General features: G+C 60.8%; 16 protein-coding genes. 8 read left to right on the top strand and 8 right to left on the bottom strand.

Translation table 11 applies throughout. From position 1 onward, the window contains the following. The first annotated feature begins 176 nt into the window (after positions 1-176). The 7 genes from DBP26_RS21140 to DBP26_RS21110 all read left to right on the top strand — a co-directional run bounded on the left by DBP26_RS21140 (position 177) and on the right by DBP26_RS21110 (position 5,307). Positions 177-398 carry a hypothetical protein gene (locus DBP26_RS21140; RefSeq protein ID WP_108239472.1) on the top strand — a complete coding sequence of 74 codons (222 nt, stop codon included), beginning with the start codon at positions 177-179 and terminating at the stop codon, positions 396-398. 224 nt (positions 399-622) lie between these two features. Next, positions 623-1,255 (top strand): TetR family transcriptional regulator, encoded by a 633-nt coding sequence (locus DBP26_RS21135; protein WP_108239471.1) that lies wholly within the window; start codon positions 623-625, stop codon positions 1,253-1,255. Positions 1,256-1,457: 202 nt separating this feature from the next. Then, entirely contained in the window at positions 1,458-1,958 is a 501-nt protein-coding gene (ureE, locus tag DBP26_RS21130) for an urease accessory protein UreE (protein ID WP_108239470.1), read from the top strand. Positions 1,959-1,968: 10 nt separating this feature from the next. Continuing rightward, a complete protein-coding gene (locus tag DBP26_RS21125) occupies positions 1,969-2,643 on the top strand; it encodes an urease accessory protein UreF (protein WP_108239469.1) in 675 nt (224 codons plus the stop codon). Positions 2,644-2,695: 52 nt separating this feature from the next. Further along, positions 2,696-3,310, top strand: a complete 615-nt coding sequence (ureG, locus tag DBP26_RS21120; protein WP_108239468.1) for an urease accessory protein UreG — start codon at positions 2,696-2,698, stop codon at positions 3,308-3,310. 27 nt (positions 3,311-3,337) lie between these two features. Further along, positions 3,338-3,910, top strand: coding sequence for a HupE/UreJ family protein (locus DBP26_RS21115; RefSeq protein WP_108239467.1), 573 nt, complete (start codon positions 3,338-3,340; stop codon positions 3,908-3,910). Positions 3,911-4,170: 260 nt separating this feature from the next. Then, on the top strand, positions 4,171-5,307 hold the full coding sequence (locus DBP26_RS21110; protein ID WP_108239466.1) for an AGE family epimerase/isomerase: 1,137 nt from the start codon (positions 4,171-4,173) through the stop codon (positions 5,305-5,307). Between the two features lie 73 nt (positions 5,308-5,380). Here DBP26_RS21110 and DBP26_RS21105 read toward each other — a convergent pair whose 3' ends face one another. The 8 genes from DBP26_RS21105 to DBP26_RS21070 all read right to left on the bottom strand — a co-directional run bounded on the left by DBP26_RS21105 (position 5,381) and on the right by DBP26_RS21070 (position 15,455). Beyond that, positions 5,381-6,154 carry an SDR family oxidoreductase gene (locus DBP26_RS21105; protein ID WP_108239465.1) on the bottom strand — a complete coding sequence of 258 codons (774 nt, stop codon included), beginning with the start codon at positions 6,152-6,154 and terminating at the stop codon, positions 5,381-5,383. Positions 6,155-6,986: 832 nt separating this feature from the next. Next, complete coding sequence (locus DBP26_RS21100; protein WP_108239464.1) at positions 6,987-7,703, bottom strand: ABC transporter ATP-binding protein; 717 nt, start codon at positions 7,701-7,703, stop codon at positions 6,987-6,989. After that, a complete protein-coding gene (locus tag DBP26_RS21095) occupies positions 7,700-8,575 on the bottom strand; it encodes an ATP-binding cassette domain-containing protein (protein WP_108239463.1) in 876 nt (291 codons plus the stop codon). The genes DBP26_RS21100 and DBP26_RS21095 overlap by 4 nt, the downstream gene beginning before the upstream one ends. Then, a complete protein-coding gene (livM, locus tag DBP26_RS21090; protein ID WP_108239462.1) occupies positions 8,575-9,870 on the bottom strand; it encodes a high-affinity branched-chain amino acid ABC transporter permease LivM in 1,296 nt (431 codons plus the stop codon). The genes DBP26_RS21095 and livM overlap by 1 nt, the downstream gene beginning before the upstream one ends. A 2-nt stretch (positions 9,871-9,872) precedes the next feature. After that, complete coding sequence (locus DBP26_RS21085; protein WP_108239461.1) at positions 9,873-10,787, bottom strand: branched-chain amino acid ABC transporter permease LivH; 915 nt, start codon at positions 10,785-10,787, stop codon at positions 9,873-9,875. 184 nt (positions 10,788-10,971) lie between these two features. Then, positions 10,972-12,105 carry an ABC transporter substrate-binding protein gene (locus DBP26_RS21080; RefSeq protein ID WP_108239460.1) on the bottom strand — a complete coding sequence of 378 codons (1,134 nt, stop codon included), beginning with the start codon at positions 12,103-12,105 and terminating at the stop codon, positions 10,972-10,974. A 356-nt stretch (positions 12,106-12,461) separates the two neighbouring features. Beyond that, complete coding sequence (locus tag DBP26_RS21075) at positions 12,462-13,745, bottom strand: FAD-binding oxidoreductase (protein WP_108239459.1); 1,284 nt, start codon at positions 13,743-13,745, stop codon at positions 12,462-12,464. Positions 13,746-13,952: 207 nt separating this feature from the next. Continuing rightward, positions 13,953-15,455, bottom strand: a complete 1,503-nt coding sequence (locus DBP26_RS21070; RefSeq protein WP_108239458.1) for an aldehyde dehydrogenase family protein — start codon at positions 15,453-15,455, stop codon at positions 13,953-13,955. 162 nt (positions 15,456-15,617) lie between these two features. On the opposite strand from DBP26_RS21070, the gene DBP26_RS21065 reads away from it, so the two are divergent. After that, on the top strand, positions 15,618-16,523 hold the full coding sequence (locus DBP26_RS21065) for a LysR family transcriptional regulator (RefSeq protein ID WP_108239457.1): 906 nt from the start codon (positions 15,618-15,620) through the stop codon (positions 16,521-16,523). Positions 16,524-16,669: the final 146 nt, after the last annotated feature.

Genomic DNA, 16,669 nt, shown 5'->3' with positions numbered 1-16,669 from the left:
CGCAGGCGGCAGCGAGCCTGTGCCTGGAAAAACGCTACAGCCCTCGATTTACAAGGCTTGAGGGCTGAATCAATTCCATCGATGGTCACCATCAGCCCTTTGAACTTCTTTATACAGGCAGCCCCAGTAAAATTGCCTCCATGTTCACTGCCCGCCCTTTCGAGGAGCACCCATTCATGAAACGCCAACTGATCGCACTGACCCTTTCCCTCCTCGCCACGACTGCCTTCGCGATGCCTGCCAGCGAACAGCCCGTGCTTGGCGAAGCGAAAGCGACCCAGCACGTTGGCCTGCCAACTGTGGCGCAGGACGGTCCCGGTCGATTGATCAATCAATATCAGCGTGTGGCCGATAACGGTCCTGACCGCCTGGTTCAGCAGTATCAACGCGTCTCCTGAATCAAGCGAACCCCATGAGCCCGGCACCCTGCCGGGCTTTTTCATGCCCGGTCGCCAAGACGCACTCTTCCCGATGAAACCTTGCCACTGGCCGGAGAAACCGCCGCCGGCGCGATGTGACGACTTCTTGAGGCCTGCGGGCGGGTTCGGGAAACTGGGTTCGACGCCGCGCGAGGGCATTTGTTAGAGTGCGGCCCAAATTCGCTTCAAACAGTTCGAGTCCCATGCTGCCGCGCGCCGAACAGAAACAGCAGACCCGCCACGCCTTGCTCGATGCCGCCAAGGGGTTGATGGAGAGCGGGCGTGGCTTTGGCAGCTTGAGCCTGCGCGAGGTGGCGAAGACAGCGGGTATCGTGCCGACAGGTTTTTATCGCCACTTTGACGATATGGATCACCTCGGGCTGGCCTTGGTCAGCGAAGTGGGCCAGACCTTCCGTGAAACCATCCGCCGGGTGCGACATAACCACAACATCAACGGCGGCATCATCGACGCGTCCGTGCGCATCTTTCTGGAAGTGGTCGCGGCCAACCGCTCACAGTTTCTGTTCCTGGCCCGCGAGCAATACGGGGGCTCGCTGAAGGTCCGCCAGGCACTGGGGGCGCTGCGCGAAGCTATCATCGCGGACTTGGCGACTGACCTGGCCTCGATGCCCAAATTCCAGCACCTGAACACCGATGACCTTTCGGTGATGGCCGACCTGGTGGTGAAAAGCGTTTTTGCCATGCTGCCGGAACTGATCGATCCTCCGCCGTCGACCTTGGCGGAGCATTTGACGCCCCGCGCCAAGATCACTCAACAATTGCGTTTCATCTTCGTTGGCGCCAAACGCTGGCAGGGGCTGGGCAGCACTGAGTGAGGGGACACTGCGCGCGCTTGATGGAACAAGGGCGTAATTGCACCAAATTAATGCACGCCCTGCCCATGCGCACCAACAAGCATCATGACAATGCCCCACCTTCAACCATCGCCCTCCCACCACCCGCCAATTTCTGACCACTCTGTCAGTTGGCAAGCCCCTTGCTCTGGCCCTGTCATCGCACATTGCTGGAAGTAATCCGATGCTGGTGATTCACCAACGAATCGACCCCCAGTCCGAATGGGCCGCTGAGCTGCATTTGAATTTCGAGGCCCGAAGCAAAAGTCGCCTGCGCTGTTTCAGTGCCGAGGGCGAGGATGTCGGGCTGTTTCTGGAACGCGGGCAACCCCCATTGCGTGACGGGGACTTTCTCAAGGCGCAGGACGGACGCGTCGTACGCGTTTGTGCACGCCCGGAAGCGCTGATGCACGTGACGTGCGAGAGCGCATTCGAGCTCACGCGGGCCGCCTATCACTTGGGCAACCGTCACGTCGCGCTGCAAGTGGGCGACGGTTGGCTGCGCCTGCTCGATGACTACGTGCTCAAGGCGATGCTGGATCAACTCGGCGCCACGACCACGTCCATCGAAGCGCCTTTCCAACCGGAGCACGGCGCCTATGGCGGCGGCCATCACCATTCGCGAGCTGGAGAAGAAGACTTCAACTACGCGCCCCGCATCCACCAGTTCGGCGTTCGCAAATGAGCGCGCGCCGATGAATAAGGCATGGGCGCTGTTACGTCTGGCGAGCCCGCAACTGCCGATCGGCGGCTACAGCTACTCGCAAGGCCTGGAAATGGCAGTCGAAAACGGCATCGTCACCGACCCAGCCACTGCCGGGCGCTGGATCGGCGACCAGTTGCTGCTCAACCTCTGTCGCTTTGAAGCGCCCTTGCTGCTGGCCCATTGCGTCGCCGCGACCGACGGGGATTGGGCAACGCTGCGCCGACTGAGCGAAGAGCATCGCGCCAGCCGGGAAACCCGCGAGCTGCAACTGGAAAGCCGACAAATGGGCTATTCGTTGCAGCAATTGCTCAGCGGCTTGCCGGAACTGGACCCAGCGGCCAGCGACTTTCTGCAACAAATCGACGAGCCGCACGTGGCGCTGGGCTGGGCGCTGGCCGCCCGTGCATGGGCCATCGAACCGCAGGACGCCCTCGCCGCCTGGCTGTGGAGCTGGCTGGAAAATCAACTGGCGGTGCTGATGAAAACCTTGCCGCTGGGCCAGCAGGCCGCTCAGCGACTGACCACGGAGCTGACGCCTTTGCTGCAGAAGGCTCAGCAGCGGGCGTGTGAAATTGACCAGGGACACCTCGGCAGTGCGCCGTTTGGCCTGGTGCTGGCGAGCATGGCCCACGAGCGTCAATACAGCCGCTTGTTCCGATCCTGACCGCTTAAGGCCTCACCTTGAATCGCACAAGAAGATCAACGGAGAACACCATATGAACAGCCAACCTCTGCGCGTCGGCATCGGCGGCCCGGTCGGGTCAGGCAAAACCGCGCTGACCCTTGCCCTCTGTCTCGCGCTACGCGAGCGCTACAACCTCGCGGTGGTCACCAACGACATTTACACCCGTGAAGATGCGGACTTTCTGGTGCGCAACGAAGCCCTCGCGCCGGAGCGCATCATCGGTGTCGAGACCGGTGGCTGTCCGCACACGGCGATTCGTGAAGACGCGTCGATCAACCTTGAAGCGGTTGATCAATTGAACCGACGCTTCGAAGGGCTGGACCTGATCATCGTAGAGTCGGGCGGCGACAACCTCTCCGCCACGTTCAGCCCCGAATTGTCGGACCTGACCATCTATGTGATCGACGTGTCGGCGGGCGACAAACTGCCTCGCAAAGGCGGCCCCGGCATCTGCAAGTCCGACCTGCTGGTGATCAACAAGATCGACTTGGCGCCACTGGTGGGCGCGTCGCTGGAAATGATGGACCGCGACACCAAGAAAATGCGCGGCGAGAAGCCGTTCGTGTTCAGCAATCAGAAAACCGGCCATGGCCTGGAAGACATCATCGCCTTCATCGAGCGCCAGGGCCTGCTGACTGCCGCCTGATTTCAATCACTCCAAGGACTTCTGTTCATGAATTGCAAAAAACTCTTCGGCGCACTCGCGCTGCTACTGGCACCGGCGCTGGCGTTCGCTCACCCCGGCCACGATGAAAGCGGTCTGGTCGCGGGGATCAGCCACCCCTTGGGCGGCCTCGACCACTTGCTGGCAATGGTCGCCGTGGGCCTGTGGGCTGCACAGCAGAAGGGCGCCGCGCGCTGGGCTTTGCCTTGCACCTTCGTCGGCACCATGCTGATGGGCGGCCTGCTGGGCTTCGAAGGGCTCGACGTCCCCGGCCTCGAAAGCGGCATCGCGGCCTCGGTGTTCGCCCTGGGCCTGGCGGTGGCGCTGGCTGTTCGTCCACCGCTGTTCATGGCGGTCGCGGCGACCGCGGTGTTCGCTTTGTTCCACGGCGTGGCGCATGGCTTGGAATTGCCCGAAATGTCCAGCCCTTGGGGTTATGCAGTGGGCTTCGTCGGCGCCACCGCCGCGCTGCACGCAGCGGGTTACGCTGTCGTCCGCTTCCTGCCTGCCGCTGCGGCACCTCTGGTGCGTATCGCCGGTGCGCTGTCGGCCGCTACCGGCATCTGGTTGTTCGCAGGTTGATTTGAAGGCGCATCGCCCCTCCCTGTAGGAGCGTGACTCGCCCGTGATCGGCCCGGGGTCGCACCCGACCGAGGCAGTCGTGAATTCGGCCACTGTGTCCTGACCCGACACTCCGCGTTGGCTGATTTTACTGCCGCTGCGCGCCAGATCGCGGGCCAAGCCACACTCCTACAGCGTATTGCGGCGACCATTTGATCGCCCCTCATCCCCGCCTCCTGCTACCATGTCGCGCCATTTGTCCTCTGCTGCGACGCCATCCAATGCCTGACGCCTCTTCTCTTCCTGCCAAGTCCGAATTGTCTGCGATGTTCGCTCGCGTGCAGCAGCATTTTACGGGAGTGATCGTGCCGCTCTGGCAAGGCCCTGGCTGGAATCCGGACCTGGCGTTGCCGTATGAGGCGCTGGACGCACAGCATCGACCGCTACCGCCTCAACGCTATCGCGCCATGGCCTGTGCGCGGCAGCTTTTCCTGTTTTCCAGCCTGATCGACGACCCACGCTTTCCCGACGCGCGAACGCGTGCAGCCGCGCTGTTCCGCTCGCTTCAGCACCACTTTCATGATTCGGAACACGGTGGCTGGTTCTACAGCATCGGTCCCGACGGTGTGCCGCTGGACCGCCGCAAGGATCTGTATACCCACGCCTTCATCGTGTTTGCGTGCGCACATTACTGGGCCAAGGTCCGTGAGCCGTTGGTTGAATCCGTGTTGAACGCCGCCCTGCACGTCGTCGGCGAGCGCTTTGCCGATGGCGACGGCTTGTATGAGTCAGTGCTGGACGAAGACTGGGCGTTGCTGGGCGCCGGCCCTCTGCAAAACCCGCTGATGCACCTGGCCGAGGCCTTCCTGGCCACGCTGGAGGTGCGCGAGGACACCGCCACCCTCGCCGCTCTCGATGCGCTTGCCGACAGCATGCAGCGTCGCTTCATCGATGCCGACAAAGGTGTGATGCTGGAACGGCCGCTGGGCTCGGAGGACAACTGGTCAGAGCCGGGGCATCAGTTCGAATGGTTTTACTTGCTGGAGTCGTCAGACCGACTGCGTGGCACCGCCTTGCACCGCTCGCTGACCACCGCCTTCGACCATGCCGAGGCGCAAGGCGTCGATCCGGTTACAGGCGCAGTGGTTGCGTCGCTGGAGGTGGATGGACAAGTGAAGGACGGCACCCAGCGCATTTGGGCCCAGGCCGAATACCTGCGAGCGCTGACACTGCGCCCGCACAGCGAGCCACTGCTTGCGCGGCAACTGGCGGCCTTGCAGCAGCGTTTTCTGCACGCCGGGGGCTGGAACGAGTGCCTGGACAGTCAGGGCCGGGTCAGCCGCAGCGACATGCCCTCGACCACGCCCTATCACTTGGCGACCTGTTATATCGGCCTGAATGAGTACTTCAGCGCCTGACACCCTCCGGTTGAAAGGCAGCACGTTCGATCACCCCCACGCGCCGCGCGGGAGCGATCAACTTTATTTGCGCTTACTTCGCATCACCGCGGGTACGGTCGATGGCAAAACCTGCCCAGGTCTGGCTCACGGGCATCAATTCCAGGCTGTTGACGTTGACGTGGGCCGGTGTGTTCATGATCCAGAAGATCGTCTCGGCGATGTCCTGCGGCTGGATAGGCTCGGCGCCGGCATAGGTGGCGTCATACTTGGCCTGGTCACCGCCGAAACGTACCAACGAGAACTCACTCTCGCACAGCCCAGGCTCCAGGTTGGTGACGCGCACGCCCGTGCCAATCAAATCGTTGCGCAGGTTGAGCGAAAACTGACCGACGAAAGCCTTGGTGCCGCCATACACGTTACCGCCCGGATACGGATAGTTGCCGGCCACCGAACCCAGGTTGACGATGCTTGCGCCGCGGCCATAAGCAATCAATCGGGAAAGCAGCAGGCGAGTGGTGTAGACGAGCCCTTTGACGTTGGTATCGATCATCGTTTCCCAATCGTCGAGATCGCACTTCGGTGCGGGGTCGATGCCCAGCGCCAGGCCCGCATTGTTGATCAGGCCACGGATCTTGCCGAACTCGGCAGGCAGTCCTTCAATAGCCTTCTCCACGGCCGCCCGATCCCGCACATCGAGCGTCAGGGTGTGGACCTTGGTCTTCTTCGACAACTCGGCGCTCAGCGCCTGCAGACGCTCTTCACGGCGACCGGTCAACACCAGCGACCAACCCGCTTCAGCGAACCGACGGGCACAAGCTTCGCCAAACCCGGAAGTGGCACCGGTAATGAACACGGTAGAAGTCATTTGATTCTCCTGACTGAGGGTTTCGGCTGAAGGACAGCTCGGATTGACGCAAGCAAGCGCGTTGCGTGTAGGAAAGTTCTGGAGAATGCCCGCGCAGACGGTTCGGGATCAAGCCTGTCATGAAGCAGCGCCTTTGGCTTGCTGCACCGTACAAAAAACGACCAATCCTCTGCAAGCCTTGTACTGCATGGGCTGCGGACGCTTTTGCCCACCTTATCCACAGCCGGATGCACAAAATCCGGGGGCAACTTCAGCCGATGCAAGCAAACGCGCCAGGCCCCGGTAGGCCACATCAACGACGATTGCGCTTGACCGATCTCGCTTGTCGGAACGGCCTTGACTCCGACGATTCGCCTAGGCGGTCAAGATCGACCGCCTCCACCCTCGGATAACGCTATCCGCAGCGCTCTTTCCAAGGGTTGCACACAGAGTTATCCACAGATCCTTCACTGTCAAAAGCTGTATAAAATACCAGCCCGCCAACCGTTGACAAACCTGCAGAAAACAGGACCCAAAACAACTGTTCAAATTATAACCAACGCGCCAGAGCCCACGTGGATAAAGGCTTGTAGCTATCTGCCACCAAGTTATTCACAGCAGACTCCACAGTAAAACTGAACAAGTCAAAACCGTGACAAAACAACTGTTTGCAGCGGCTAACTGTCGCGGTTTGGCAACTGCTCAAAAAGGTTTTCCACAACGGCGCGCCGGAGCTCGAATCAGCCAGCACGGCGCTCGGCAGAGCCGGTCAGCCTTGCTCCCCCCCCCCCAAAAAAAACGCCCCGGTGTGTATCCACCCGGGGCGTTCATGAGGTCAGCGCAACGGACCGACTCAGTGGCCGCCGAGGTACGCGTTTCTCACTTCTTCGTTCGTCAACAACTCCTGCCCCGTGCCCGTGAGGCGAATTTCGCCATTGACCATGACGTACGCGCGGTCCGACAGCTTCAGCGCGTGGTTGGCATTCTGCTCGACGAGAAAAATCGTCATGCCCGTTTGAGCCAGTTCACGCAAGGTGGAGAAGATCTGTTTCACGATGATCGGCGCCAGCCCCAGGCTCGGCTCGTCCAGGAGCAAGAGCTTGGGACGGCTCATCAGGGCACGTGCAATCGCAAGCATCTGTTGCTCCCCGCCTGACATGGTCATCGCCCGCTGGTTGCGACGCTCCTTGAGGCGCGGGAACAGGTTGAACATCCGTTGCATGTCTTCCTTGGCGTACTGATCCCCAATGGGGATAGTGCCCATCATCAGGTTCTCTTCCACTGACATATCCGGGAACACGCGACGCCCCTCCGGAGACTGCGCGATGCCGTTGGACGCGATGTAGTGAGACGACTTCTGAGTGATGTCGGTACCTTGATAGATAATCTGCCCGCGTGCGGCCCGTGGCTGACCGAAAATGGACATCAACAGCGTGGACTTACCCGCGCCGTTGGAGCCGATCAGGCTGACCGTTTCACCTTCGTTGATGTGCAGCGAGACCTTTTTCAGGGCCTGAATCGGCCCGTAGTACACGTCGATCTCTTTCATTTCGAGGATCGGCTTACTCATACCAACTCCTCTTCATCAGCACCCAGATACGCGGCGATCACTTTTGGATCGTTGCGAATCTGCTCCGGTTTGCCCTTGGCGATGACATTGCCATGGTCGAGCACGACAATGTCATCGGAAATGCCCATGACCATGCCCATGTCGTGCTCGATCAGCACGATCGTCATGTCATGTTCGTCGCGCAGGTGGCGGATCATGCCGCTCAGTGCTTCGGTTTCCTGCGGGTTGAGGCCTGCGGCTGGCTCGTCCAGGCAAATCACCTGCGGACGGGTGCACATGGCGCGGGCGATTTCCAGGCGCCGTTGCTGGCCATACGAAAGCTCGCCAGCCAGGCGGTTGGCGCAGTCCACCAGGTCGACCACCTCCAGCCAGTAGAACGCCGTGTTCATGGCGTCCTCTTCGGCCTTGCGATACCCCTTGGTGTTAAGGATGCCCGCGATCATGTTGCGGTTGACCCACATGTGCTGGGCAACGAGGAGGTTCTCGACGACGGACATTTCCTTGAACAGCCGTATGTTCTGGAACGTCCTCGCCAGCCCGGCGCGGTTCACCAGGTGGGTGCCGCCGAACATCTTGTAATAAAGGCGGCTGCCGAAACGCTTGGGCGAAGCGAAGTCGCTGGCGCGGAACTGTTCACCCAGCAGCTGAATGACGTCGGTTTTCTTGCCCCGCGCATTGAGTTCGATGCGCCCGCCCGTGGCCTTGTAAAAGCCGGTCAGGCAATTGAAGACCGTGGTCTTGCCTGCCCCGTTAGGGCCGATCAGGGCGAAGATCGAGTTGCGCCGCACTTCGAGGCTGACATCGCTGAGGGCCTTGATGCCGCCGAAATGCATCATCAGGTGTTCGACGGACAGAACGATTTCGTCGCTCATCACACGCCCTCCGCTTTTGCCAGCACGCCTTTGCGTGGTTGTACGCCGGTTCGGCTGATTCGGATCAGGCCCCGCGGGCGCCAGATCATCATCAACACCATCAGGACGCCGAACAGCAGAACGCGGTATTCGGCGAAGCTGCGCAACATTTCCGGCGCAACGGTCAAGACGAACGCGGCAATGACCACCCCGACGGTGGAGCCCATGCCGCCCAGTACGACGATGGCGAGGATCAATGCCGACTCGAAGAACGTAAACGACGTCGGGTTGACGAAGCCCTGATAGCTGGCGAAGAACACGCCGGCCAGCCCTGCGGTCGAAGCGCCGATGGTGAAGGCCGAGAGCTTGACCAGCACATGGTTCAGGCCCATGGAGCGGCACGCGATCTCGTCTTCACGCAGGGCTTCCCAAGCGCGACCGACCGGCATGCGGGTCAGGCGATGCTTGATGTACAACACGGCCAGCACCACGAGGAACAGCACGGTATAGATGAAAATGAATTTCAAGTCCGGGTTGTATTCGAAACCGAAGTATTCATGGATCGGAATGCCGCCGTCTTTGGCGCGGCGCCCGAACTCCAGACCGAAAAAGGTCGGCGAAGGCACTGGGACGCCATTCGGCCCACCGGTGAACGACAGCCAGTTGTTGAGCACCAGGCGAATGATTTCACCGAAGCCTAGGGTCACGATCGCCAGGTAATCGCCGTGCATGCGCAAGACGGGGAAGCCCAGGATGCAACCGGCGAACGCTGCGGCAATGGCCGCCAAGGGCAGCGCTGACCAGAAGCCCAACCCGAGGTATTGATAGCCGAGCGCGAGCCCGTACGCGCCAATGGCGTAGAACGCCACGTAACCCAGGTCGAGCAGGCCAGCCAGACCGACCACGATGTTCAGGCCCAGGCCCAACAGGACGTAGATCAAACCAAGGATGACCACCGTCAGCACGTATTTGTCGGCGAACACCGGAAAGATCACAGCAATCAGGATCATCAGCGGAATGATGAAGCGCAACCGCGTCTTGTAACCCGGCGGCAGCACATGCACGCCCGATCCCGGACGCTCGAAGCTGTCGGCGATCGCACGGCCCTTGGGCGTCTGCAGAAAGAGGCTCATGAAGAAACGGCCGACCACCACCACGCCGACCAGTGCCGCGACGCGGCCCGGCTGCAGGTTGAAGTCGTAGCCATCCAGCACGATGCCGACGATGGGACCGAACACGATCAGTGACAGCAGACCCGCCAGCACAGCGTCGATCACGCTTTGTTTGATATCGATGGGTTTGACAGGAGCAGACATGGTTATACCTTCGCCACGAGTGGGCGACCCAGCAGGCCTTGAGGACGGAAGATCAGAATCACCACCAGCAGGCCGAAACTGAACACGTCTTTGTAGTCGGAGTTGATCAGACCGGAGAATTGCGACTCGGCAACCCCCAGGATCAACCCACCGAGCATGGCGCCCGGCAATGAACCGATACCGCCCAATACCGCAGCGGTGAAGGCCTTGATGCCGATGACGAACCCGGCGAAGAAGTCGAATGTGCCGTAGTTCATGGTGATCAGCACACCGGCTAGGGCCGCCATGGCGGCGCCGATGACGAACACATAGGAAATGATGCGGTCGGTGTTGATCCCCAGGATCGAGGCCATTTTCCGATCCTGCTGCGTGGCACGGCACATCCGGCCCAGCTTGGTGTATTTGATGATGTAGGTCAGCACGCCCATGCCGATGAAGGCGGCGACGAGAATGAAGATTTTGGTGTAGGTGATCTGCACGAAGCCCGTACCGACCTCGAAGCGCATGGCGCCTTCGAGCAAGGTTGGGACGCCTTGCTGGCGCGGCCCCTGGGCGATCTGGGCGTAGTTCTGCAGGATCAGGGAAATGCCGATGGCGCTGATCAGGGGCGCCAGACGCGTCGAGTTGCGTAGCGGCTTGTAGGCCACGCGCTCAATGACGAAGCCGTAGACGCCGGTCACCACGATGGTGAAGATCAGGGTGCCGAGAATCAGGAAGGGGAACGACTGGATACCGAAGAACGACAGCACGGCCAGGCCGATGGCTGCCAGATAGGCAGAGATCATGTACACGTCGCCGTGGGCGAAGTTGATCATGCCGATGATGCCGTAAACCATCGTGTAACCGATGGCAATCAGGCCATAGACCGAACCTAGGGTCAGGCCGTTGACCATTTGTTGCAGGAAAATACCATCCATCACGCACGCTCACGAACTTGAAGGCCAACCTGGTGCGGACCGGCAACACCCTCGTGAGGCGCAGCGGGACACACTCGATGGCAACAGAAGAAATCCGGCGCCACACAAGGCGGCGCCGATTACCGAATCAAGCGGCGCAGAGGTTCCAAGCCCGCTGAGCCGCTCGCTCGACTAGGCGCTCAACTCACTTCTGTTTTTCAAGCTGGTGGTATTTGCCGTCCTTGTCCCACTGGTAAACCACGTAGTCGGAGACCTTCAGGTCGCCTTTCGCGTCCCAGGCTTTTTCGCCCATGACGGTTTTCACTGGATGGGACTTGAGGAATGCGGCAGCGGCTTCGCCCTTGTTGGACTTCGCACCGTTGAAGCCGGCGGCCAGCGCCTGCACCGATGCATAGGCATACAGAGTGTAGCCTTCAGGCTCATAGCCAGACTTGCGGAACTGCTCGACCACAGCCTTGCTGTCGGGCAGCAGACGTGGGTCGGCGCCGAAGGTCATGTACACGCCGTCAACGTATTGAGCGCCACCGGCGGTGGTGACCAGTTCGTCGGTGACGACGCCGTCGTCGGACATGAACTTGACGTCTTTCAGGCCTTGCTCACGCAGTTGGCGAACCAACGGGCCGGCTTCCGGATGCAGGCCACCGAAGTAAACCACGTCGGCACCGACAGAACGGATCTTGGTCACCAGGGCGCTGAAGTCCTTCTCGCCACGGGTCAGGCCTTCTTCCAGAACCGGCTTCACGCCACGTGCAGTCAGTTGCTTGGCGGTAGCGTCCGCCAGGCCTTTGCCGTAGGTGTCCTTGTCGTTGATGACAGCGATTTTTTTGCCTTTGAGCACGTCGACGATGTAATCACCCGCCACAACGCCTTGCTGGTCGTCACGGCCGCACATGCGGAACATGGCGCTCAGGCCGCGTTCGGTCACAGTCGGGTTGGTGGAACCTGGGGTAATCGCGATGATGCCGGCTTCGTCATAGACTTCCGACGCAGGAATGGTCGAAGAAGAGCAGAAGTGGCCGACAACGCCGGCGACTTTTTCCTGAGACATCTTGTTGGCAACGGCCACGGCCTGTTTCGGCTCGCACGCGTCGTCGCCCTGAACCAGAACGATCTTCTCGCCGTTCACGCCGCCTGCGGCGTTGATGGCATCGGCTGCTGCCTGAGCGCCCTTCATGTACTGCTGGCCGAACGAGGCGTTGGCACCGGTCATGGGGCCTGCGACGCCGATCTTGACGTCAGCCTGCGCAAAACCAGCTGCACCTATTGCAGTAGCGACTGCGAGTGCCAGAAAGCCTTTCCTGTAAAACGTCTGCGACATGAGTTGGTGCTCCTAGGTTTTTTAATTAGCACTGCGACCACAGAGATGCTCTGAGCAAGCGCCGTGCCATCGGTTTTTTATTCTTAAAAAAGTCATCGATTTGTTGTTATTTGACTGATTCGGGCCCTTTTTCACTGGGCGTGCAACCGTCTAAACCGCGCAAGGTGCAACCCTGCGACTTCAAAAGAGCAACCCGTGACGTCGGGACGAGCAACCTCGACGCGCCAACCTGTACAACCCTGTTGTAACAGCCTGCGTCACCGAACTGCACACCCCCGGTGCGAAGCCGCTACGGGACGCACCATTTCAGGCGACCGGATGTACGAAAGGTGCTGGCGAAGGTTTCAAGTCCCGCACTAGATCACAATTCTCAAACACTGACCGGCATGGTATAGCGAAAAGCCAGCCTCATACAGCGCACTGCGCAAACCGATGCCAGAGAGCGGCTGCATGGGGGAGAACGGAATTGGCAGCACCTGAGGGTCGCCACTGCACAGGTAGTCGGCGAACGCCTTGCCCACCACGGTGCCGGTCGTATTGCCTCGACCGTTGTATCCCGTGACGGCGACCAGTCCTGGTGCAGGCTCGAACATGCGCAGCAGATGATCGGGGGTGAATGCGATGCATCCGGTCCAGGCGCATTCCCATTCGACCTTCTTCAAATACGGGAAGTAGTGCTGCTGAACCCGGTCGGCCCAGGCTTTGAGAAACCACGCCGGCTTTTGATTGCCGTTGCCCAGGCTGCCCAGCAGCAGACGCCCGTCGGCATCACGACGAATGCTGCTCAACACCTGGCGTGTGTCCCATGAACCCTGGCCACCGGGCAGGATTTGCTGCGCAGCTTCTTCGGTCAGGGGCGCGGAAGCGACCTGATAGTAGTAGCCGGGAAAAAAGCTGCGACGCAGTTGAGTCCACTCTCCTTCGGTGTAAGCGTTGGAAGCAATGACCACCTGATCGGCGATGACCGAACCGCCATCGGTGATCACACACCAGCGCTGGCCCTGACGCTCGAGCCGCGAGACCGGCGAGTGGTCGAAGCGCTGCCCGCCTAGCGAGGTGACCGCCGCCGCCAGGCCACTGGTATAGGCCATTGGGTTGATGGTGCCCGCCCGGTGATCGAGCAGCGCGGAGGTGATTTCCTGGGTGCCGGTGGCCTCTTGGCAGGCTTTGCCGGTAAGTAACTCGATGGGTGCGCCACGGCGCTTCCATTGTGCTTCACGGCTGCGCAAATCCTGTTCGCCTTTGGCGTTGTGCGCCATGTGCAGCGTGCCTTTGCGCGTGGCCTGGCAGTCGATGCCATACCGTTCAATCAGGCTGAACACCAGCGACGGCGCATTGCCGAGCATCGTGTTGAGCTGACTGCCCACCCGCTCACCAAAACCGGCCTCGATTTCGTCGGGCGGAATCCACAATCCGGCATTGACCAGCCCCACATTGCGCCCCGAGCCGCCCTGGCCGGTGCGATGGGCTTCCACGATGGCGACTTTCTTGCCCTGTTCCAGCAGGTGAATCGCTGCCGACAACCCTGTGATACCGGCGCCGATCACACAGACGTCGACGCTCACCTCCCCCTTCAACGCTGGCGCCTCGGGCCTCTGCGGCGTCAGCGTTTCCCACAGACATTCTTCGCGTAGCGGCATCGCAAAACCTCAGAAAGAGACGTAGCCAAACCGTTTCCTGCACCACATACCTGTACCGATCGTTACTGATCGTTCCCATGCTCCGCGTGGGAACGCCGTGGGCGGCGCTCTGCGTCACACAAAAACGGACGCAGAGCGTCCATCAAGGCGTACCCACGCAGAGCGTGGGCACGATCGTCACAAAGGAGTGGCGCTTAACTTACGGCATCAATCAAATGTAATCCCTTGCGCCAGCGGCAGCTCACGCGAGTAGTTCACGGTCGCGGTCTGACGGCGCATGTAGCCTTTCCAGGCATCCGAACCGGATTCACGGCCACCGCCCGTTTCCTTTTCGCCACCGAACGCGCCGCCGATCTCTGCACCACTCGGGCCAATGTTGACGTTGGCGATGCCGCAGTCGCTGCCCAACGCTGAAACGAACTGTTCGGCCTCGCGCACGTCGGTGGTGAAGATGCACGAAGACAGGCCTTGCGGCACCTCGTTGTTCAGGCGCACGGCGTCCGTGAAGTCGTCGTAGCCGATCACATACAGAATCGGCGCAAAGGTCTCGCTGCGCACCACATCGCTCTGCTCTGGCATTTCCACGATGGCGGGCGAAACATAGAACGCGTTCGGGAACTGATCGGCGAGCTGGCGCTTGCCGCCGAACACCTTGCCGCCTTCGCTCTGCGCTTGCTCAAGCGCCTCCTGCATGTTCTCGAAGCTCTGCCGGTCGATCAGTGGCCCCACGAGATTGCCTTCCAGCGGGTGACCGATGCGGACCTTGGCGTAGGCAGCCTTCAGTCGCTCGACGAACTCGGCCTTGACCGAGTTATGGGCGATCAGGCGGCGCAGCGTGGTGCAGCGTTGGCCTGCCGTGCCGACGGCGCTGAACAAGACAGCGCGCACCGCCAGATCCAGATCGGCGCTTGGGGCCAGAATCATCGCGTTGTTGCCACCCAGCTCAAGAATGCTGCGAGCGAAACGCGCGGCAATCTTCGGCGCCACTTCGCGCCCCATGCGAGTGCTGCCCGTGGCGCTGATCAATGCAACGCGGCTGTCGTCGACCAAGGCTTCACCCGCCTCGCGGCCACCCACCACGCACTGCGTCAGGTATTGAGGCGCCTCCGGGAACTCAGCGGCAACGCGGTCGAACAGCGCCTGGCAGGCCAGCGCGGTCAGCGGCGTCTTTTCCGACGGTTTCCAGATGACCGAGTTGCCGCACACCAGCGCCAACGCGGTGTTCCAGGACCAGACCGCGACCGGGAAGTTGAACGCACTGATCACGCCCACGATGCCCAGCGGGTGCCAGGTTTCACGCATGTGGTGGCCCGGACGCTCGGAGGCAATGGTCAGGCCGTAGATCTGGCGGGACAGGCCGACGGCAAAATCGCAGATGTCGATCATTTCCTGCACTTCACCCAAGCCTTCTTGAGTGATCTTTCCCGCTTCCCACGACACCAATTCACCCAGCTCGGCTTTGTGCTTGCGCAACGCCTCGCCGTACAGGCGGATCAGCTCGCCACGACGCGGGGCAGGCACTTTGCGCCAGGCTTCGAAGGCATGTTCGGCTCGGGTGATGCGCTGCTCGACTTCAGCCGCGCTTTCCCAGCTCACCGAAGCGACCTGGCTGCCATCGATGGGGGTGTACACAGGCTTGTCACCCTGCTGGTAGAGCGCTGGGGCGACGCCGAGGCCATTGAGTAGGTCGCTTAACTGAGCGTTTAACATGATTTCTCCTGGATTCTGATGAATCGAAAACGCGAAGGCGCAGAACGTCTATTCGGTTATTTCGTCAGCCTCTAGTAATAGCTGGGCTGACGCGGTGCAACAAACGACGATTAAGCGAGATATCATTCCGTTTTTTCATGCAGACCCTGAGCACGCCTGAATATGCTGAACAGACGCCACCTGCCGTCCATCACGGCGCTGCAATGCTTTGAAGCGGTGACGCGCCATCTCAGTTTCACCCGCGCAGCCGAAGAGCTGAACCTGACGCAAAGCGCTGTCAGCAAACAGGTCGCGCAGCTCGAAGAACTGGTTCAGCACCTGCTGTTCAGACGCGTTCGTCGCAGGTTGCAGCTCACACCTGCTGGCGCGCTGTACTTGGGGGAGGTGAGAAAAGTCCTGACCCAGATGGAGATGTCCACCCACTTCCTGCGCTCCTACGGCGGAGAAACCGAAGTCTTGCGCGTGTCGACGCCTTCGACCTTCGGCGCCCGCTGGCTGGTGCCGCGCCTCAAAGGCTGGCGCCTGCGCCACCCGCACATTCACTTGGATTTGGTGAATGAGCAGGAAAGTGACGACTTGGCGCAAAGCCGTTGCGACGTGTCGTTCTATTTTGGCCAAGGTGCGCGCCCCGGCGCGGAGAGCGTGAAATTGTTCGGTGAAGAATTGGTCCCGGTGTGCGCACCTGACTGCCTGCCCGAAAAGCCGTTCAGTGACCCGACGCAACTGGCCGACCTGGTGCTGCTGCAGTGCGCCCATCGCCCGCAAGGCTGGCATGAATGGTTCGACAGCCAGGGGCACCAGACCGAACACAGCTACCACGGGCCGCGTTTCGAGACCTTCTACATGTGCATCCGCGCCGCGCAGGTTGGCTGTGGCGTCGCACTGCTGCCGCGTTTTCTGGTGGAAGAAGAAATCGCGGACGGCAAGCTGATCATTCCCTGGCCGCATGCACTGCCCAGTCACGATGCCTACTACCTCGCCTACCCCGAGCACGCGGCGGAGGTGCCCAAGATCCGGGTGTTCGTGGAATGGATGCTGGAACAACTGCACTCGCCAACGCCGCAGTAGGCCTAGACCGGGCACGATCAGCCGATCCGTTCACGGCTGGCTGAAACATTTCTGCCCCAACCCGGCCTCGACTGGCATTATGTCCGTCATCGCCAATAACACGCCGGAAGTAGTGGCATGGAGCCAATACCAGACGCTACCGCACG

This window comes from Pseudomonas sp. RIT409 (genome assembly GCF_003052515.2).
In the GTDB taxonomy this organism is placed as follows: Bacteria; Pseudomonadota; Gammaproteobacteria; order Pseudomonadales; family Pseudomonadaceae; genus Aquipseudomonas.
The sequence above is the reverse complement of the archived record's forward strand: the minus strand, read 5'-3'. Positions and strand labels throughout refer to the sequence as shown.